The sequence below is a fragment of the Vibrio sp. 1402 genome (genome assembly GCF_033340275.1).
On record NZ_JAWOWE010000024.1, the window covers coordinates 1 to 19181 of the forward strand.

Here is a 19181-nt window from a genome sequence, read left to right on the forward strand (position 1 = left end):
GGTTGAAAGCACCGGTCTTGAAAACCGGCATACGTTAATAGCGTATCTAGGGTTCAAATCCCTATCTCTCCGCCACTATTAAGAAGCCTCGCTAGAAATAGCGAGGCTTTTTTCATTTCCGCACATCTTTATTACTCTATCTGTGCTTGCCAAAAATCAATTCCATATGCGATCTACTTTTGGACTAAGTAATATCGGTATCGGTATCGGTATCGGTATCGGTATCGGTATTGGTATCGGTATTGGTATTGGTTGTGACGTTTTGATTTTTGCTAAGAAGTGCAGTTGCTTCTAAAGCTGTTCATCCTCATCACTGCATGCTGTCCCGATAAGGTTGTTGGAGATGCTTTGTTAAGGTGTTGAACCATCTATTGCCTTATCGTTCTCTTAAAGCACTACCATTGCTTCTCTAGCCCATTTTACCGGATAGACCGAACAAATAAGCATACTCAAATAGCCACTGTTTCACTGATGTATCTTTTTGTTTTACTCAGTCTAGCGACGCGTGTGCTCTATTGCCTAAATCTAGCTACGTCTTAAAACCATACATCAACAGGCTAAAGTTACGTATTCCTGCATCTTTTAAAATTGTTTTGGATTCTGCTGGAATGACAGGATCAGAGTAGTCAAAAGAGAAGAGGAAAGTGAAACGATAGTGAGTTGCTAGGAAGTTGAGAACTACTTGGGAGCCAATGAATTGGATAAACATATTGATGACTAAGGACTGAAGGGTTAATAGCAGGCAATAAAAAAGCCGACAGGTAAGCTGTCGGCTTGGTTAGGTCATCTTAAGTTAGTCATTCTGTACGAGCGTGAGAGCTTTACGAGAGACTTCGTGAGCAGCTTTGGTTAGATTTTGCTTCTCTAGTGTGTCTGCTAGGAATGCATAGTCAGAGACGTCAGAGCGAAGCTTTAAGGCGATCTCAAAGTGATCCTGGGCTTCTTGCCACTTCTCTTGACGGAAATAGAAGTGCGCTAATGCGCTATGGGCAGCGGCGTTATCCGGTTCTTTCTTCACTACTCCCTCTAAGAAGACCACGACAGGGTGGGTATCTGGCAGATTTAGATCTGGCAGTAGTTGATAAAGCTCTGGGGCTGGTTGTTTTTTTAATGCTTCTTTTAGCACGGTAAAGGCTTCTGCATCAGCTTTTCGTGTGATGAGTTCTCGAGCAAAACAGGCAACGAGGTGTGTGTCTTGTTTCACTTTACGTGAGAGGCTATTCCAATGGGAGATTAGCCCTTCGCTACCCTGTTGCTGCGCTACTTCATGGAGTAAGCCGCACTGCGCCTTTTGAATCAGCTCTGCATGTTCTTCGTCCGAGATGAGTTTTGCTTTGGTTAGTTGTGGCAAGAGGTCAATAAGAGGTTGCCACAACTTTAGCTGCATGTACGTTGTTTTCAGCAAGTTCAATACAATAGAGTTACTCGCATACTGACTTTTTAACGATTGCAAGGTATCGAAAGCGGACTCGAACTCGTTGTCGCGGATAAATTGTTTCGCTCGAGTCAGCTCTACTGCGAGATGGGCGTTCTCTTGTTGGCTCGCTAGCTCTAGATAGTGATCTCGTTTTGCTTTATCACCTTGACCTTGTGCGGCTTCAGAGGCAACTAAGTAGCAAAGCAGCGGCATATCGTGATGATTTGCCCAGCGAGTTACTTTTTTCTCAGCACCTTTCCAGTCACCTTCTAGAAGTTTAATAATGCCTTCATTGGTGTATCGGCGGGAATGGCGCATTTTGCGAACACTGAAGTAGTTCCATGTTGTAGAACTAGCATAAACTAACTTCTTAATCAGGTACTCAAGCAGAAAAAGACCTGCGAGTGCTGCGATAACGAAAACCACTAATGTCGTTACGCTCATCTCGATCGTTTTCTCGGCAATGGAGATGAGTACATAGCCTTGCTGACCAGAAAACTGGGTGCCAACAAATAGTCCTGCGCCTAGTACAACAAATAGGAAAATAAGACGAAACATTACTTATCCTCCATGCCTGTCATCGTTGTGACTTCACGACGTAGGCGTTCACGGATGACATCTGATAGTTGAGACTGACTTTGCAGTTTTGTTGGGTATTCCACTTGAATATTTTGCTGACTTAGCAGGTTAACCGTTTTGTTGAACTCTTTAACGGAATTATCGTCTTGGTTGAAGAAAGCTAATGCCCATTTGTCGGCTGTTTTTAGAGATGTGGTGTAAATTTCACCTTGTTCTTGGTACACCGCTTTTATTGCCGTTTCCAATTTGGCTTTGATGTTTTCTTTCAGGTAAAAGTGTTGCTCAGGAGAAAGCAGTGGAATGACGTTACCATCGCGCGTGCGGAAGGTAATGAAGTTTTCTGAAAAGTCCTTCAAAGAGGTCATTAAGTTATCTTGCCAGTTTGCGATATCTTCAGACACTTCAGTGTTTTCTACGGCTTCAGCTTCAGGTAGCAGTGCATTGGCGAGAGGGAGCTTGTCTACTTGCTGTTGCAGGGCAGTTAAGCGTAGTACCAATCCATCACGGTCAATTAGCGGGATAGTGCGAAGTTTGGTGATATCGTTTGCCATTGCTTTACGTAGTTTGACGAGACTAGGGTCATTCAGCGCTGCAATGCGTTGGTCTGCACTTTCCATCAGTTGAGTCGCGCTTTCTACATCGTGCTCTAAGAACAATTTACGGCCGGCTAATTTGACGAGGTAATCGGCTTCCGCCAATAGCCAGTCGTTTGGTCGACGACCTTTCACATCGGCAACGGCGAGCTGTAAGCTTTCAATGCTCTTCTGTTGCTGTCCAAGTACCACTTCCGCTTTGTGTGTCACGGTTGTTGCTTTCTCGATGGTTTCTTCTTGTACCCGGCTGAGCTCTTGCTTCATGGAAGCTTGAGTGCTTTCTAGCTGACTTTTTAGTTGGGCGATCTGCGCTTGGTAATCGGCTTGCTGTTGATGCAGCTTGTACGCGAGGCCACCGCCAAAAATAATCGATAAGATGATAGCGACCGTGCCTAGTTTGACACCGCGTTTACCTTGTTTTTCTTCAAACTCGACTTTGGTTGGCTCTGCTGTTTTTGGGGGCTCGGCCGCTTGTGGTTGCTCTTTTTTAAGGTCCGCATCCTGCTGCGATGTGGTTTTTTCGACTAGCGGTGCCGATGAGGTTTCTTCGGAAAGGTTTTTATCGTTATTTTTTTGGTCGTTATTTTTACTTGTCATGCCTATATCCTGTGTAGCTAGGGCTGGAGAGCCGCCAGTAATTCTTGGTTGGATGCGCTTCCCGTGCATCTCACGCGAGTGAACCCCCTTTGAATTGCGATGTCAGCGATACGCTGACTGGGGATATACAACTCTTGTTGATTAAGCCAAGTCAATTGCTCCGACGTCAATTGGCTGCACAAATAATCCAGTTGTTCACCACTGGTGACAATAATCTGGTTAATTTGTAGGTTTTTCCATAGTGAGATACAGCTTACTGGATCGAATGGGATGAATTCTCTCTTGTAAGTCTCACTATAGTGAACTTTTGCGCCACGCCTCACCAATGCATCTTTGATCAGCTCTCTTCCGCCGTTACCACGAAGGATAAGAACTTGTTGTTGTGCCACATTGTTGAGCTCTGGCAGTCGCAATAAGTGTTCACTATCACTGACTTGGGGATAGTGTACTTTCTGTTGGGTACATTTGCTTAAATAGTGTGCTGTTTTTTGACCAACGGCAAGGTAAATAGCTTGTTTCGGCCATGACATCCCGTTGCTGGCTAAGATTTGCTGTGCACATTGCACTGCATGTCGACTAACAGCGATAACAATTTGAGCTTGATGTAGATGTTTAGAGAGGTGCGTGTCCGTGAGATCGGCGACAATGTCGATCAGAGGATGGTGATATGCGGAAATGCCGTGCCTTTCGAGCAGAGAGCAAAGCGCGTTGCCTTGCTCTCCCGGCCGAGTGACCAACACTGCCATGGTTATTCGTGATCTGCGTACAGCTTAGTTAGGATTTCACGAGCGCCGTTATCTAGCAGCTCATTGGCTAGCTGCACTCCTAATGCTTCGCCATCTTTACGATGGCCACGAATTTCACCACGCACAATTTCGCTGCCATCTGGTTCGCCAACTAATGCGCGTAGCCAAATGTTGTCGCCGTCTAGCAGGGCATAGCTGCCGATAGGTACCTGACAGCCGCCTTCTAGCGTAAGGTTCATTGCGCGCTCACACAAAACGCGGTCTACGGTGTCTTGGTGGTTAAGTGGCTCAAGCAGCTTAAGCAGTCTTTCATCGTCAAGGCGGCACTCAATACCGACAGCACCTTGGCCTACCGCTGGTAGTGATTGCTCTGGTTCGATAAAGCTACGAATGCGTTCTTCAAGCTTCAATCGTTTGAGGCCAGCCGCAGCAAGAATGATTGCATCATACTCACCCGCATCTAACTTACCAAGGCGAGTGCCCACATTACCGCGAAGCTCTTTGATGATGATGTCCGGACGATATTCTTTCAGTTGGCATTGACGGCGCAAACTGCAAGTACCAACCACGGCACCTTGAGGGAGCTCATCAATGTGGCTATAGGTATTAGAGACGAAGGCATCACGAGGATCTTCACGCTCACAAATGGTCACGAGGCCAAGGCCTTCTGGGAAATCGACGGGTACGTCTTTCATTGAGTGAACGGCGAGGTCTGCGCGTCCTTCTAGCATCGCGACTTCAAGCTCTTTTACGAACAAGCCTTTGCCGCCAACTTTTGCTAGTGGTGTATCTAAAATCACGTCACCTTTGGTCACCATGGTTACTAACTCGACTTCCAAGCCAGGGTGAGCGGCTTGAAGGGCGTCTTTAACAAAGTAAGCTTGCCATAAAGCAAGAGGGCTTTTTCGAGTTGCAATGCGAATCGGTGTGGATTGTGTCATGATCTTCTCAATGCTGTTTGGATTTGGGTTTATCCTACCATTCTCATCAAGAAATGCTTACTGTTAGTTCGTTATCTCTGAAGGCTATGAATGGAATTACATGACGTTATGAAAATAGTGTGACTGGATTCTCAATTAGACTAAGGACTATTATTAGTAATAGGTAATAAGAGCGACACTACCGCGCGATTAATTTTGTGACTAAAGTATGGTTTTGTATCCAGAGTGATACGCGGGCGTGAAGCTTTACCCGCACCAATAAAAGTGTTAAATTGATCACGTTTTTAAACCATTTTGGTTTAAAACGTCAGCAGATTTTCGTGATTGTTCAACCAAGGAATTCCCCTTGCAGGCTTACACCCAAAAAATCATCCAGCGACTAGATAATTTGAATCAGCAGCGAGTTGATCGCGCGCTGGCGCTTATGGATTCGCAAAGCCAGCAAGTCTTCCATTTGATTCCTGCCTTGTTGAACTACAACCATCCTGTAATTCCTGGCTATTATGATGCCGATGTCCCTTTTGGTGTGCATGGGCTTGAACTAAATAGCATTCAGCAACAATTCATAGATGATATTCAACTTGCCATTGGTCAGCCGCTCAAGACGGTAGAAAAGCCCGCTATATTGGGTTTGTACACCATGGGCAGTACCTCCTCGATTGGTCAAAGTACTTCCAGTGATTTGGATATTTGGGTGTGTATCTCACCAGAGATGGATTGTGACGAACGCGAGTTATTGACCAATAAATGCTTACTCATCACGGATTGGGCACAAAGCAAAGGCGTGGAAGCGAACTTTTTCTTAATGGATAAAGAGCGCTTTAGAAGCAATCATTCTGAGGAGATGACAGGTGATAACTGTGGTTCATCTCAGCACTTACTTTTGCTAGATGAATTCTATCGTAGTGCGGTGCGTATTGCCGGACAGCGTTTGTTATGGCAAATCGTGCCGCCAGAAATGGAAGAGTGTTACGACGAGTACGTTTCTCAACTGTGCAGTGATGGTTACATCGACTGTAGTGAATGGATCGACTTTGGTAAATTGAACTGCATTCCTGCTGAAGAATACTTCGGCTCGAACTTGTGGCAGTTATACAAAAGCATCGACTCTCCCTACAAATCGGTATTAAAAGCCATCTTGCTAGAAGCTTACTCGTGGGAATACCCGCATACTCAATTGTTAAGTATCGACACTAAGCGTCGTTTCTTTGCCCATGAGCCTGACCTCTATGGCATGGATGCGTACTACTTAATGTTGGAAAAAGTAACCCGTTACTTAGAGCGAATTCAAGACGATACACGTTTGGATTTGGTGCGTCGCTGTTTCTATCTCAAAACCCATGAAAAACTATCTCGTGAGCCGAATATTGGCTCAGTAGCTTGGCGTCGTGAAGCACTGAGCGATATGATTGCAAAATGGAATTGGGATGCCAGTGTCGTTGCAGAGCTCGATGACCGCCGTAATTGGAAGGTTGAACAAGTAAAGGTGGTACATCATGCATTGCTGGATGCGTTGATGCAAAGCTACCGTAACTTGATTCAATTTGCGCGTCGTAACGACATCACTTCTGCTATCAGTCCGCAAGACATCAGTATTTTGGCCCGTAAACTCTACGCTGCTTTTGAAGTATTGCCGGGCAAAGTAACGTTACTAAACCCACAGATTTCACCTGATCTGCACGAGCCTGACTTGAGCTTTATCGAAGTGAAAAAAGGGGGGGTAAACAAGTCTGGTTGGTACCTCTATAAACAACCGCTTATTGCGCACCGCATTTTGGGGCAACCATATCTAGAGCATCATGAATACTTGAGTAAGTTGGTTGCTTGGGCATTCTTCAATGGCTTGATCACTGAATCGACTCGTTTACATGCCGTGGTACGTGAAGCGCAGCTAGATATTGATAAGTTTTACCAAATGGTGAGTGACTTACGAAATACTTTTGCGTTGCGTAAGCGTCGTCCATCTATGCAGGCGCTAGCGAGTCCTTGTGAAATAAGCCAGCTTGCGATGTTCATCAACTTCGAAAATGATCCGACGTCTGAACTTTCTGGTCGTTCGCTGAAAGTGGATGTTAAGAACACCGATATTTTTAGCTTTGGTCCAGAACATAAAAATTTAGTCGGCAGTGTTGACCTTGTTTACCGTAACTCTTGGCATGAAGTGCGTACGCTGCATTTCAAAGGGGAAACGGCGATGCTGGATGCACTGAAAACCATTTTGGGCAAAATGCACCAAGATGCGTTGCCACCAGAATCAGTGGATGTGTTCTGCTATGCGAAGAACATGCGTGGTGTGATGCGTAATATGGTTTACCAGCTTTTAGCTGAATGTATCGACTTACGCTTGAAACCAGTAGAGCAAGAGAAACGCCGCCGCTTTAAAGCGATGCGTCTTGGTAACCAGACTTATGGGTTGTTCTTTGAACGTCGTGGTGTGTCGGTGCAGAAGCTAGAAAATTCCATCGATTTCTACCGCAGCATTTCTACTAACAAACTCAAAGGCTCGCCGCTGTTAATGCTCGATCGTGAGCAAGAATATCAAATGCCGGAAGCGGTGGATGGGTTTGCCAGTGAAGGTCTGGTGCAGTTCTTCTTTGAAGATAACGAAGATGGCTTCAATATTTATGTGTTGGATGAGTCAAATCAAGTGGAAGTGTATCACCAATTTAGCGGCTCTAAAGATGAAATGATTTCGTCTGTAAACAGCTTCTACACGTCGGTAAAAGACGATAGTCGCGTCGCGTCTAAGTTTATTAACTTTAACCTGCCTCAGTACTATCAAATTATTCACCCTGAAGAGGGGAATGCGTATATCATTCCTTACCGTAATGACGGTTGTTCACCGAGTCGCCCGACCAAAACTGTGAACGCGTAATTAAACCCGTATCAATAAACAAAAAGAGCACTTCGGTGCTCTTTTTGTTTTGGTGACGATTGACCAGAATTATGCCCAATCAATGGCTTCGCCCGCGTGCTTTTCACATTCTTGCTTCACCATTTCAAATAGCTCCATACCCGTTTTTGAGCAGGTCCATTTACCTTCAATAAGTTTGAAGTGGAAACCACCAGATTTGGACGCTAGCCAGATCTCATGCATCGGCTCTTGGCGATTAATGATGATTTGGCTGCGGTCTTCAAATTCCAATGTCATTACGTTGCCAGTGACTTCGTAATCAATGTCTGCGCCTGAATCATCGATGGATTCTTCGATGATTTGCATCTGCGCATCCACCAGTTGATGAAATTCAGTATCGTTCATCCGTCTATCCTATTGCTTTTCCTGAGTGTGGTGCGATTATAGGGGGCATTGATTCAATAATCACGATATGCGAAATGAAAAAATTAGTTACTGTGTTGTTTGTGATGGTTGCCGCGACCTTAGCGGGGTGTGGTCAGTCTGGCTCACTATACATTCCAGATGACACTCAACAGAATGAGCAATCACAATAAATAACCGCACCTTAGGGTGAAATTAGGGTTCAGCAGTCGAATAAAATAAGGGAAGCGAATTTTGGATTACTTCAACTATCAGGATGATGGCCAGCTTTGGGCCGAAGACGTCCCACTTCAAGCTCTTGCAGAGCAATATGGCACTCCTCTTTACGTATATTCTCGAGCCACGCTAGAGCGCCATTGGAAGGCGTTTGATAGTGCTGTGGGTCAGCATCCTCACCTGGTTTGCTACGCGGTGAAAGCCAACTCAAACTTAGGCGTATTGAACACGCTAGCGCGTTTGGGATCGGGTTTTGACATCGTGTCGGGTGGTGAACTTGAGCGTGTGATTGCCGCAGGCGGTGATCCGAAAAAAGTCGTTTTCTCTGGTGTTGGTAAAACATCGGCAGAGATGAAGCGCGCTCTTGAGCTAGGTATCAAATGTTTCAACGTTGAATCTGAGCCAGAGCTAGAACGTTTGAACAAGGTTGCGGGTGAGCTTGGTGTGATTGCGCCAATTTCTCTTCGTATCAATCCAGATGTCGACGCGAAAACACACCCTTACATTTCGACTGGTCTTCGCGACAATAAATTCGGCATTGCGTTTGATCGTGCGCCAGATGTTTATAAATTCGCGCAAAGCCTGCCTAACTTGAATGTGCAAGGTATCGACTGCCACATTGGTTCTCAGCTGACCAATATAGACCCATTTATCGACGCGACAGACCGTTTATTAGCTCTGATTGATGATTTAAAAGCGCAAGGCATTAACATTCGCCATCTTGATGTCGGTGGCGGTTTGGGTGTGGTCTATCGTGATGAATTACCACCTCAGCCTTCTGATTACGCCAAAGCGTTACTAGGCCGTCTTGAAAATCACCAAGACTTGGAGCTGATCTTTGAGCCAGGCCGTGCAATTGCTGCGAACGCAGGTATCTTGCTAACGCGTGTTGAGTTTTTAAAACATACTGAGCATAAAAACTTTGCGATTATCGACGCTGCAATGAACGACTTGATGCGTCCTGCGCTATACCAAGCATGGCAAGATATTGTGCCAGTTTCACCGCGAAAGGGTGAAGCTCAGACTTACGACTTGGTTGGTCCTATTTGTGAAACCGGCGACTTCTTGGGTAAAGATCGCGCACTCGTTTTGCAAGAAGGTGATCTACTCGCGGTTCGTTCAGCAGGTGCCTATGGTTTTGTGATGTCTTCGAACTACAATACTCGTACCCGAGCGGCAGAAGTGATGGTGGACGGTAAACAAAGCCACTTAGTTCGCCAGCGTGAGGAGCTGACCAGTTTGTGGCAGCTGGAACAGATTCTACCGGAGTAACACACAACAAATGCATTTCCACTTTTCCAAAATGCACGGTTTGGGCAACGACTTCATGGTCGTCGACTGTATTACCCAGAACGTGTTTTTCTCGCAAGACCTGATCCGCCGCTTGGCGGATCGTCATACTGGCGTTGGTTTTGACCAATTGCTTGTGGTAGAGGCCCCTTACGACCCTGAAACCGACTTCCATTATCGGATTTTTAATGCCGATGGTAGTGAAGTTGAACAGTGTGGTAACGGTGCACGCTGTTTTGCCCGCTTTGTTCGCTTGAAGGGGCTGACCAATAAATACAGCATCAGCGTAAGCACCAAGAAAGGAAAGATGATTCTCAACATCGAAGATGATGGGGAAGTGACGGTCAACATGGGCGTGCCAGAGTTTGAACCGAACAAAATTCCTTTCAAAGCGAAGCAAAAAGAGAAAACTTACATCATGCGCGCTGGTGAAAAAACGCTGTTCTGTGGCGCGGTAAGCATGGGTAACCCGCATGTGGTGACGGTGGTCGATGACGTGGATACTGCTGATGTCGATACATTAGGCCCGCTGCTTGAGTCGCACGAGCGTTTCCCAGAGCGCGTCAACGCTGGCTTTATGCAGGTGGTGAGTCGTGACCATATTCGTCTTCGAGTTTACGAGCGAGGCGCAGGTGAAACACAAGCTTGTGGTAGCGGCGCTTGCGCGGCGGTAGCGGTTGGGATTCTGCAGGGCTTGTTGGATGAAAACGTTAAGGTTTCTCTACCAGGTGGTGAACTGCGAATTGCGTGGCAAGGTCCGGGTAAGCCGTTGTTTATGACCGGACCTACAACGCATGTATTTGATGGTCAATTGTCTTGCTAGTAGAAGAAAAAGGAAACGGTTTGTCTCAAGTAGAAGCAGATGCCTTAACGGCTGAAGTGGTGGCCGAGTACCTCAAAGATCATCCCGATTTTTTTGTGCAGCGTCCAGAGCTTGTGGATCGTTTATCTTTCCCACACTCAGACTTAGGCGCGGTATCTTTGGTACACATCCAAATGAATCGCCAACGTCAGCGCATTGAAGAGTTAGAGGAAGAGATCACTACACTAATGTCGCTTGCGGCGAACAATGATCGCACCTTTTACGAATTTATGGATTTGCAGGGGCAGATTCTAAAGTGTGGTGACTTTAAACAAGTCATTCACTCTATCGAAGAGAAAGCCAAAGCATTGGGCTTACGTGCGTTTGTTCGATTGTTTAGTCAATGCGACGCATCGATTCAATTGAGTAAGGAAAGTTATCAACGCTTTGCGACCACTCACTTAAATGGCAAAGATGCGTACTTAGGACGTCTTCGCAAAGTGGATCGTGAAGCTTTGTTTGGCAACATGGAAGTGCCGGAAATGGGGTCCTATGTGGTACTACCGCTCGTGAAACAGCAAACACTGGGCGTGCTTGCTTTTTCTAGTGAAGATGGCGGCCATTTTCAGCCAGATATGGATACCTTGTTTTTGCGTCACCTATCATTAGTAGTGGCACATCTCGCTCAAACACTGGTATGGCAAAGTTACGATGACGACAACTCCCAACACTCCTCTGCCAAATAATCTGCAAAAGCCTCTTGAGCGCTTCTATGAATTCTTACGAAGCGAAAAGGGGCTTAGCCTACATACTCAGCGCAATTACAAACAGCAGCTAGAAACAATGGCGCAGCACCTAGCTGAAATGGGGCTCAAAGATTGGTCTCAAGTGGATGCTGGTTGGGTGCGCCAATTAGCAGGTAAGGGCATGCGAGAAGGCATGAAAGCCAGCAGTTTGGCAACGCGCCTCTCATCGCTGCGTAGCTTTTTCGATTTCCTTATTCTGCGTGGCGAGATGTCGGCTAACCCAGCCAAAGGGGTTTCAGCACCTCGCAAAAAACGCCCGTTGCCCAAAAACCTCGATGTTGACGAAGTGAGCCAATTACTTGAAGTCAACGAGGACGACCCGTTGGCTGTGCGCGATCGCGCCATGATGGAGCTGATGTACGGCGCCGGCTTACGTTTGGCTGAGTTGGTGGGTGTGGATGTACGTGATGTACAACTGCGTAGTGGTGAGCTTCGTGTTATTGGTAAAGGCGATAAAGAACGTAAAGTACCGTTCTCTGGGATGGCAACCGAGTGGGTCGGGAAGTGGTTACGCGTTCGTGGTGATTTAGCCGCTCCAGGTGAGCCCGCCTTGTTTGTATCTAAGCTCGGAACGCGTATTTCGCATCGTAGCGTGCAAAAGCGCATGGCTGAATGGGGGCAGAAACAGTCTGTCGCAAGCCATATTAGTCCGCATAAATTGCGTCACTCATTTGCGACACATATGCTCGAATCAAGCAATAACTTACGTGCGGTGCAGGAGCTTTTAGGGCACGAGAACATTTCGACGACCCAAATCTACACGCACTTGGATTTCCAACATTTGGCGCAAGCCTACGACCAAGCCCACCCACGCGCACGCAAAAGAAACGGGGAGTGAGCCGAAGTATGAAATTTTATCGCCGTATCGAGCCTATTAAGGCAATGACCTTTGACCTAGATGATACCCTCTATGACAACTATCCTGTGATCGTTCGCATGGAGCGTGAGTTGCTATCTTGGCTCAAGCACCATCATCCAGCGGTTGCTCATATGAACAAAGCGGATTGGTTTGCTCTCAAACAGCGAGTTGTGCAACAACAACCCGAGCTGAAGAGCGATGTCACTTTATGGCGTTTAGTGCAACTTCAGCAAGCTTTCTCCCAAGTAGGCTACGACGAAGACGCAGCACATGCCGCCGCGAAAGCCGCAGTAGACGTTGCGTTAGACTGGCGTAACTGTTTTGAAGTGCCGCAGCAAAGCCTCGATGTACTGGAGGAACTCACGCAGCACATCCCGTTGGTGGCAATCACCAACGGTAATGTGGATTTAGACCGCATCGGTCTTACGCCTTATTTCCAACAGGTACTTAAAGCAGGACCAGATGGATTGGCGAAACCCGCAACCGATATGTTTACTAAAGCGAAGCGATTCTTGGATATCCCTGCGGAGAATATTCTGCATGTCGGTGATCATCTAACCACGGATGTGCATGGTGCAAAGTTGGCTGGTTTTGCAGCCTGTTGGTTTAATGATATGAATAAAAATGTCATTAACCATTCAAAAACACGTACTTTACCTGATATTGAAATCAATAGTTTGCAGCCGTTACTCACACTTTTTTAATTGCTTTCGCATTAATCCATTCTAATCTCATTTTGTGTCTAGAAAAGCAGCGCAAAGCCACGTAAATTATTCTCTATTAAATAAAAATAGTAACGCCACACGTCGTGGTGAAGATAGTGTTACGGCAGTGGTAGGTCCATGCGAGCTTTTTCAAAACTGGTTCACGATGTCAGTCAACTGAATGACTTTTTAGTCACTTTTCCGACTTCCTCAGATAAACAATATTTAGTACAAATATTGTCGACGCAATCGCGCGAAATTACGACCACACTTGCAGACGCCGTTTTGTCGTCGCTGCCGAATGCTCATGTTATGGGGCATAGTACGCGTAATGTGATTCTGGAAGGGGAGATATTTACCTCTGGTTGCCTAGTGAGTGTGATTGAATTTGAGCAAACCACGCTGACTTCTGCGGTACAAACATACTCTTACTCCCCTGACATTGATGGCGGGGAGCTCAAGCGCTCTCTTCTAATGCAGCATAATTCACAGGTGATCCTCAGCTTTGCTGTGCAAATTGAACGACGTGACTATCCCTTGTTTCAAACCTTCGCCAGTGAAGAAGTAGTGATTTCTGGAGGGTTGGCGCAGAGTATTGACGATGGCTGCTGGGTGCTATATCAAAACCGAGTTTACGATAATGCCGTGGTTGCCGTAGCTTTGCACAGTGATACTTTGAAGCTATGGACTGATGCGTATTCGGAATGGAACCCGATTGGCATGCCACACAAAGTCACTCATGCAAAAGGAACGCGCTTGTATTGTTTAGGTGAGAAGAAAGCGCTGGACGTATACAAGCGTTACTTGGCGGATGGCCATGACGTGACGCTGAGTCAACTGCTCAGCTTTCCTTTATATCGAGAAAGCTTAGGGCGAAAGGAAGTTTGTACGGTAACGGAGCTACACGCTGATGGCAGTATGAGCTTCGACAGGCCCTGGTGTCTTGGTGACGAAGTGCAATTTTGCTATAACCATCCCTCGTTAACGCTCGAGCAAGTGCGGCATGGTGTGGTTGAGTTAGCCATGCACCAACCTGAAGTCGTGATGATTTTTAACTGCGCGTCACGGTTAGACTTTATTGACAGCAGCGACGAAGTCCAAGCATTCAAAGATATTGCGACGACGTTTGGTAGTTACTGTATGGGGGAGCTGCATGGTGGTATTGGTCAGCCCGAAATTCTTCATCACAGCCTGACGTATTTAGCGATGCGAGAGGGAGACGAAGTGCAAACATTGAACTTGCCTAAGTCGCCCGTTAGCTCCTCTATTTCACCGCTGTTTAGCTTGATTCGAAATGCGATCGGCGATCTCAACCATATGAACGCGCATATGGGATATCAACTCGATCGCCAAACGCGCAAGTTACAAGAAAGCTATCGACGCGACAGTCGCACGGGATTACAAAACCGGGTCGCATTGCAAGAGCGGCTGAGTAACATCGATTTGGATGAGCATTTGTTGACTCTAAAGCTACTTAACTTTAGTCATATCAACGAAAAATACGGCTACCGAGTGGGAGATCAATTACTCAAAGATCTCTCAATGCACTTTACGAATCGACTACGAAAGCGTTTCGGCATGCCAACGGCTTTGCAGCTTTATAGTATTGGGGTTGGTGAATGGGCGTTCATATTTAAAGCTGATCAAAGCAGCGAGACCATCAAACAGCACTTTACGCGTTTTGCTGACGCGGTAGAACAAACTAATTTTGAGCCAATTGGCCTACGTGAAATAGATTATCTTTCTATCTCGCTATGCGGCGGCTTAGTGAGTCGTCGAGATTTTCCATCCGCTTCAATAGATGAGCTCTTACTCAAAGGCATCGAAGCGAGGCGCTCCGGTGTACGCAGTAATACCCATATCTGTAATGCGAAAGATATTGAAGTCAGTGAGGATGTGCGTAAAGAGCAACTTGGATGGCTAAGTTGCGTCAGTAGAGCCATTCTCAAACAGAATATCATCACTTATAGCCAACCTATTGTGCATGCGGGTAGCCACAAATTGGCAAGCCAAGAATGTTTGGTTCGTATTCTGGAAGCCGATGGAACGGTGATTGCGCCAGGGCGTTTTCTGCCAATTATCTCTGATACACATCTTTACACTCGACTAAGTCGGCACATGATTCATTCTACGTTGCATTATATGCGAGATAAGCAAGGTGACTTTTCTATAAACTTATCGCCGCAAGATTTGCTCAGTGATAAAACTTTAATGCTTTTAGAGCATGAAATTAGCCAGCTAAATGACCCAAGGCGAATTGGTTTAGAAGTGCTGGAATCTGAGCAGATCAAAGACTACGGCCGAATGATAGAAGTGTGCAGTCATTTTAGAAGCTTAGGGGCGCGTATCATTGTTGATGACTTTGGGTCCGGTTATTCGAATATCGATGAAATCCTAAAGTTGGAGCCAGAAGTCATAAAGCTCGATGGCAGCTTGATTCGTGATATTGATAAAGACTTAAAACAGCGCAAGATCGCTTCCCAGTTGGTGCGTTTGTGCCAGGTGTTTAACGCGGAGACGGTGGCGGAGTTCGTCCACAATCAGGAGGTGTGTACCATTGCACAAGACATGGGGGTGGATTATTTGCAGGGTTACTATCTTGGCGAGCCGACTCGACTGTTTTAATGATGTTTCACGTGAAACTTCTTGTCGTAAAAAACGCAGCGTAGGCTGCGTTTTTTGTTTGGTTCTTCTACTGAGCTTAATGGTTAACGCTTAAGAGCGTGTCCACTCTTTTCAGCTTGGAACAGAGCGAGGTAATGGGCAAAAAAACGCTGCATTTGTTGTTGGTTGTTTTGTTCTCCAAGTTGCCCGAGCAAATGTGCAGCGACTTCAAACGTACACAAATTACCTTGTTGTTGGTTGCGTCGCAGCTGATATTGTGAGTCCGCCGACGCAGACAATCCCATAGTAGGGATACCTTCTAACCAACGGCTCTTATTGATCATCTTGCGCGCCTCTTGCCAGGTGGCATCTAAAATAATAAACAGCGGAGTTTTGGTTTGTTGCTGGCTTTGGAGTACCACATGTTCGAGTGTGATACTTTCTTCACAGGGGAAGAGCAACACCGGATACCGCGACGGATCAGCTAATAGAGTGAGCAATTCTGCTGGTGGCTGTTTGCGATCCCAGATTACTCGCTCAATGTTGAGTTGGCACTGCTCTAGTAGCTGGCCGGTATTAGTATCACGCTTCAGTTCATTCGGATGCATTAACAGCAGGATGTTGTGCTCACTGTTAAGTTTCGGCATTAGCGAGCACATACAATTGAATTGAAAACCGCAGGTTGGACACGGTTGTGACATTACAGACGAACTCCTTCGCGCACCGGGCTTATCCCATCAGAGAACAGACGCACACCACTGACTTGGTTCGGCGTTGCCGTTGGCGCCATGCTTGGGTTGAGTGGGTAGCTAACCCCAGTGTATTGCATCACGTGTTGAGCCGCTTTAGCTCCGCCACCGCTGACATTAAAAATCAGATCTCGCCAACCATGAGAGGTTTGTTGGCCGAGCATAATCGGGCTTTGCACTAGTGTAATGCGGCTATTAAATCGCCATTCCTTTTCGTGATGTTCAAATATCAGCAATGTACAGCCACCGGAACCACACCAATCCAACTGTACCAATAGCTCTTCGTTACCATCGCTGTTGAGGTCGTAAGTTAGCCAACGGTATTGGTTATTGTTGGGGGTGGTTTGATGGATAAAGAAGTAGTTGCGCACCGCGGCATCTACTTTTGAATCAAACTCTGCACTAGAAGGGACGTCAGCACTACCGATGGGGTTGTTGGTGCGTTTTTCGGCTGGTTGCATGATGCCTTCATCACGAACGGTGGCAGGATAAAGGACTAAACCACCATCGGCGATTGGGTATACCAAGTTACCGACTTTTTCTTTGGTCGCTTTGAGCTGATTGCCTTCTCGAGTAAACAGTCGCTCTGACATTAGCCTTTGCTGTTGATGATGCGTCATGACAACTTGAACCTGAGACGGACTTAACTGTTGCCAGTAACCACGCTCGATTAATGGTGCTTGTCCATGGGAGTAACGGTATTTTGTTGTGGCGCTGTGGTCTGGGTTTAAGGTCATTTGTACTTCAAAACCTTGTGATTGAGTTGAGGTCGCGACATAGGTATTAGCCCAGCCAAGCGTTGCATCGACGTTTGCAGCCATACCACAACCTTGATACGTCTCGCCATCATGTTTTAGTGTTGCTTTCCAGCCATACAAAGAATCGCTCATTGTGTCTGAGCAGAGGTTTTCTGTTAAGCGAAGCTCACCATCTTGTAGTTGATAAGTGCGCTGGCGAGGTTGAAGCTGACTGCTTTTAATCGCTAATTTTGTGGTTTGTTTGCCGATTTGCTGGAATGTTAGTCCATTAGCCTCAAAGCTTGCCGACCAAGAAGGCTCATTACCAAACACGCGAGTTGGTTTGTTTGGTTGCTGACAACGGTTTGGATTTTCCGTTGTGAGAAAGTTCACTTGTTCCACGACAAAGTTAGCATCGAAATCAGCAGAAAACCCATCGATGCCCGGTGGGTTGAGGTGGCCGATAACCTCGCCATACATGGTCTGGTAAGGCTCGTTATTTAACTGAATTGCTTGTTGCATTTGCTGTGGTGATAGTTGCAACCAATATTGCTTGTCGCTGCCACAAGGCATGATGTATTGGCTCTCGTGACCGACGATCACTTTTCCGCGTAGCATAAAAGTTTGAGGTTGAATGGTTTCAGGCTTATCTAAGGTTGCTGGTGGAGAGGTTGGGTCAGCAGCACCAGATTGTGGCGGCTGTGAACTACATGCTTGCAGAACCAGCAGGGTGGCAAGCGCCACTGGGTTTTTCAAAGCCTTCATGTTATATCTTCCTCATTATTGTTACTCAATCGGCATCGGATGGCATTATGGCATATTGGTTATTTAAAACTGAACCAGATACCTTTTCTATTGACACGCTTCGAACCCAAAAGGTTTCATGTTGGGAGGGAGTTCGTAATTATCAGGCGCGCAATATGATGCGTGACCAAGTGAAGGTGGGCGATTTAGTCCTGATTTACCACTCTTCTTGTAAACATGTTGGCGTGGCAGGTATTGCTAAAGTTGTGAGAGAAGCCTATCCCGATCATTTCCAATTCGATCCCGAAAGCGATTATTACGATCCAAAGTCAGACCCAGACAACCCGCGTTGGATTATGGTGGATGTCGAGTTTGTACGTAAAACGGCGCGAGTGATTCCGTTGTCGGTGATGAAAGCGATGCCAGAACTTGAGAACATGCCGTTGGTGAAACGTGGAAATCGCTTGTCGATTATGCCCGTGACAGAAGAAGAATGGGACGCGATTCTTGGCAAAGAGAAGCTGCCAAGTCAGCGATAAAAGAGAAGGGCTGCGAATGTGCAGCCCTTCATTATTTGGAGTATTGAAGCTTACAGCAAGTGTTCTTGTAGGTAGTGTGCAACCGCATCTTCTGCATTGCTGCCAATTACTTCATTATTTGGTAGAGCTTTCATCACTTTTTCGTGTGATGTACCCATAACTAGCCCTTTACCTGCCATCGACAGCATTTCTACGTCATTCATGCCATCACCAAATGCTACGCAGTTTTCTAACGTGAGGTCGAGTTTTTTCGCTACCGCTTCAAGAGCATGACCTTTAGACACGCCAGCGCTCATTACTTCCAAACACCAAGGCGTTGAAAATGCGATGTTCAGCTGATCACCAAACTGCTCACGTAGTTTGTTTTCAAATACGACCAAACGTTCGTGGTCTTCTCCTGGATGAGTAAAGAAAACTTTCGCAATACCGTCAGTTGGGGCTTGGTCTTCATCAAATAAGACGTAAGTGAATTCATCGTGGAAGTCACGTAACGTTTCATCATCCTTGTTCATCAACCAGCTATCATTTTGATACATGTGAATAAGTATTTCTTGATCATGTTTGATCGTGTCGATCACGCCTTGTACCAGTTCCGCAGGGACATTCTCGCTGTACATTAGCTGATCTTCCTGGTCATGCACTCGGGCACCATTCGACGTGATCATATAAGCTGGAATGCCAACTTGGCGACGGATGCTCGCAACGTCTACGTGGTGACGGCCGGTTGCAAAGACAAAGGTATAACCCTTTTCATGCAGCGCTTTTAGCGTCTCTTTTGAGTAAGCACTGAGCTGATGGTTAGGTGCGAGTAACGTGCCATCCAGATCAGAGGCAACGATTTTGGTGATCTCTTTGCAAGGTAGCGATGTGCTCATGAAGTCCTCGTAAACGGTTTGGATAGTGTGGAACAGGTGAATTGCAAACGGAGTACAGCAGACTGACTAGATCGTACTGCTCCGAATGCGGGGGAACTTGGGCTCG

General features: G+C 46.3%; 18 protein-coding genes. 10 read left to right on the forward strand and 8 right to left on the reverse strand.

Annotated elements, in window-relative coordinates:
• Window positions 1-166: 166 nt before the first annotated feature.
• Complete coding sequence (locus R7044_RS22940) at window positions 167-295, forward strand: hypothetical protein (RefSeq protein WP_262636459.1); 129 nt, start codon at window positions 167-169, stop codon at window positions 293-295.
• Between the two features lie 498 nt (window positions 296-793).
• Here R7044_RS22940 and R7044_RS22945 read toward each other — a convergent pair whose 3' ends face one another.
• From R7044_RS22945 to hemC, 4 genes are read right to left on the reverse strand one after another with little or no spacing between them, the layout of a single operon-like run.
• On the reverse strand, window positions 794-1975 hold the full coding sequence (locus R7044_RS22945; protein ID WP_005383375.1) for a heme biosynthesis protein HemY: 1182 nt from the start codon (window positions 1973-1975) through the stop codon (window positions 794-796).
• A complete protein-coding gene (locus tag R7044_RS22950) occupies window positions 1975-3186 on the reverse strand; it encodes a uroporphyrinogen-III C-methyltransferase (protein WP_005378751.1) in 1212 nt (403 codons plus the stop codon). The genes R7044_RS22945 and R7044_RS22950 overlap by 1 nt, the downstream gene beginning before the upstream one ends.
• 17 nt (window positions 3187-3203) lie before the next feature.
• Window positions 3204-3932, reverse strand: coding sequence for a uroporphyrinogen-III synthase (locus R7044_RS22955; RefSeq protein WP_005383386.1), 729 nt, complete (start codon window positions 3930-3932; stop codon window positions 3204-3206).
• Window positions 3933-3934: 2 nt separating this feature from the next.
• Window positions 3935-4873 (reverse strand): hydroxymethylbilane synthase, encoded by a 939-nt coding sequence (gene hemC, locus R7044_RS22960; protein ID WP_033907277.1) that lies wholly within the window; start codon window positions 4871-4873, stop codon window positions 3935-3937.
• 346 nt (window positions 4874-5219) lie between these two features.
• Here hemC and R7044_RS22965 point away from each other — a divergent pair, with 346 nt between their 5' ends.
• Window positions 5220-7748, forward strand: coding sequence for a class I adenylate cyclase (locus tag R7044_RS22965; RefSeq protein ID WP_005378748.1), 2529 nt, complete (start codon window positions 5220-5222; stop codon window positions 7746-7748).
• A gap of 69 nt (window positions 7749-7817) precedes the next feature.
• Here the strand turns inward: R7044_RS22965 and cyaY are convergent, their stop codons facing one another.
• Window positions 7818-8132: an iron donor protein CyaY gene (cyaY, locus tag R7044_RS22970; RefSeq protein WP_005383391.1), complete on the reverse strand. Its 315-nt coding sequence runs from the start codon at window positions 8130-8132 to the stop codon at window positions 7818-7820.
• 74 nt (window positions 8133-8206) lie between these two features.
• Between cyaY and lptM the strand changes: the two genes are divergently transcribed.
• The 7 genes from lptM (at window position 8207) to R7044_RS23005 (ending at window position 15452) form a co-directional block, all read left to right on the forward strand.
• A complete protein-coding gene (lptM, locus tag R7044_RS28640; protein WP_005378746.1) occupies window positions 8207-8323 on the forward strand; it encodes an LPS translocon maturation chaperone LptM in 117 nt (38 codons plus the stop codon).
• A 61-nt stretch (window positions 8324-8384) separates the two neighbouring features.
• Window positions 8385-9638, forward strand: coding sequence for a diaminopimelate decarboxylase (gene lysA / locus R7044_RS22980; protein WP_033907276.1), 1254 nt, complete (start codon window positions 8385-8387; stop codon window positions 9636-9638).
• A 10-nt stretch (window positions 9639-9648) separates the two neighbouring features.
• Entirely contained in the window at window positions 9649-10479 is an 831-nt protein-coding gene (gene dapF, locus R7044_RS22985; protein WP_006743008.1) for a diaminopimelate epimerase, read from the forward strand.
• On the forward strand, window positions 10473-11204 hold the full coding sequence (locus R7044_RS22990; RefSeq protein WP_005383398.1) for a DUF484 family protein: 732 nt from the start codon (window positions 10473-10475) through the stop codon (window positions 11202-11204). The genes dapF and R7044_RS22990 overlap by 7 nt, the downstream gene beginning before the upstream one ends.
• Window positions 11170-12102 carry a tyrosine recombinase XerC gene (gene xerC / locus R7044_RS22995; protein WP_033907275.1) on the forward strand — a complete coding sequence of 311 codons (933 nt, stop codon included), beginning with the start codon at window positions 11170-11172 and terminating at the stop codon, window positions 12100-12102. Before R7044_RS22990 ends, xerC begins: the two co-directional genes overlap by 35 nt.
• Window positions 12103-12110: 8 nt before the next feature.
• The gene (yigB, locus tag R7044_RS23000; RefSeq protein ID WP_033907278.1) at window positions 12111-12827 is read left to right on the forward strand and encodes a 5-amino-6-(5-phospho-D-ribitylamino)uracil phosphatase YigB; all 717 of its coding nucleotides are present in this window, start codon (window positions 12111-12113) and stop codon (window positions 12825-12827) included.
• Window positions 12828-12965: 138 nt separating this feature from the next.
• Complete coding sequence (locus R7044_RS23005; protein WP_033907274.1) at window positions 12966-15452, forward strand: EAL domain-containing protein; 2487 nt, start codon at window positions 12966-12968, stop codon at window positions 15450-15452.
• Window positions 15453-15535: 83 nt separating this feature from the next.
• On the opposite strand, the gene R7044_RS23010 is transcribed toward R7044_RS23005, so the two are convergent.
• Window positions 15536-16132 (reverse strand): tRNA-uridine aminocarboxypropyltransferase, encoded by a 597-nt coding sequence (locus R7044_RS23010; RefSeq protein ID WP_033907272.1) that lies wholly within the window; start codon window positions 16130-16132, stop codon window positions 15536-15538.
• The gene (locus tag R7044_RS23015; RefSeq protein WP_225455825.1) at window positions 16132-17682 is read right to left on the reverse strand and encodes a COG3650 family protein; all 1551 of its coding nucleotides are present in this window, start codon (window positions 17680-17682) and stop codon (window positions 16132-16134) included. The genes R7044_RS23010 and R7044_RS23015 overlap by 1 nt, the downstream gene beginning before the upstream one ends.
• Window positions 17683-17729: 47 nt before the next feature.
• On the opposite strand from R7044_RS23015, the gene R7044_RS23020 reads away from it, so the two are divergent.
• Entirely contained in the window at window positions 17730-18200 is a 471-nt protein-coding gene (locus tag R7044_RS23020; protein ID WP_005378735.1) for an EVE domain-containing protein, read from the forward strand.
• Between the two features lie 50 nt (window positions 18201-18250).
• On the opposite strand, the gene R7044_RS23025 is transcribed toward R7044_RS23020, so the two are convergent.
• Entirely contained in the window at window positions 18251-19075 is an 825-nt protein-coding gene (locus tag R7044_RS23025) for a Cof-type HAD-IIB family hydrolase (RefSeq protein ID WP_053350823.1), read from the reverse strand.
• Between the last annotated feature and the right edge of the window lie 106 nt (window positions 19076-19181).

Excerpts from the sequence above, each read along its gene's own strand:
- R7044_RS22940 (WP_262636459.1), top strand. The coding sequence starts at position 167 with ATGCGATCTACTTTTGGACTAAGTAATATCGGTATCGGTATCGGTATC.
- R7044_RS22955 (WP_005383386.1), bottom strand. The coding sequence starts at position 3,932 with ATGGCAGTGTTGGTCACTCGGCCGGGAGAGCAAGGCAACGCGCTTTGC.
- hemC (WP_033907277.1), bottom strand. The coding sequence starts at position 4,873 with ATGACACAATCCACACCGATTCGCATTGCAACTCGAAAAAGCCCTCTT.
- R7044_RS22950 (WP_005378751.1), bottom strand. The coding sequence starts at position 3,186 with ATGACAAGTAAAAATAACGACCAAAAAAATAACGATAAAAACCTTTCC.
- R7044_RS22945 (WP_005383375.1), bottom strand. The coding sequence starts at position 1,975 with ATGTTTCGTCTTATTTTCCTATTTGTTGTACTAGGCGCAGGACTATTT.
- lptM (WP_005378746.1), top strand. The coding sequence starts at position 8,207 with ATGAAAAAATTAGTTACTGTGTTGTTTGTGATGGTTGCCGCGACCTTA.
- R7044_RS23025 (WP_053350823.1), bottom strand. The coding sequence starts at position 19,075 with ATGAGCACATCGCTACCTTGCAAAGAGATCACCAAAATCGTTGCCTCT.
- R7044_RS23015 (WP_225455825.1), bottom strand. The coding sequence starts at position 17,682 with ATGAAGGCTTTGAAAAACCCAGTGGCGCTTGCCACCCTGCTGGTTCTG.
- xerC (WP_033907275.1), top strand. The coding sequence starts at position 11,170 with ATGACGACAACTCCCAACACTCCTCTGCCAAATAATCTGCAAAAGCCT.
- yigB (WP_033907278.1), top strand. The coding sequence starts at position 12,111 with ATGAAATTTTATCGCCGTATCGAGCCTATTAAGGCAATGACCTTTGAC.
- R7044_RS23020 (WP_005378735.1), top strand. The coding sequence starts at position 17,730 with ATGGCATATTGGTTATTTAAAACTGAACCAGATACCTTTTCTATTGAC.
- R7044_RS23010 (WP_033907272.1), bottom strand. The coding sequence starts at position 16,132 with ATGTCACAACCGTGTCCAACCTGCGGTTTTCAATTCAATTGTATGTGC.
- R7044_RS23005 (WP_033907274.1), top strand. The coding sequence starts at position 12,966 with ATGCGAGCTTTTTCAAAACTGGTTCACGATGTCAGTCAACTGAATGAC.
- dapF (WP_006743008.1), top strand. The coding sequence starts at position 9,649 with ATGCATTTCCACTTTTCCAAAATGCACGGTTTGGGCAACGACTTCATG.
- cyaY (WP_005383391.1), bottom strand. The coding sequence starts at position 8,132 with ATGAACGATACTGAATTTCATCAACTGGTGGATGCGCAGATGCAAATC.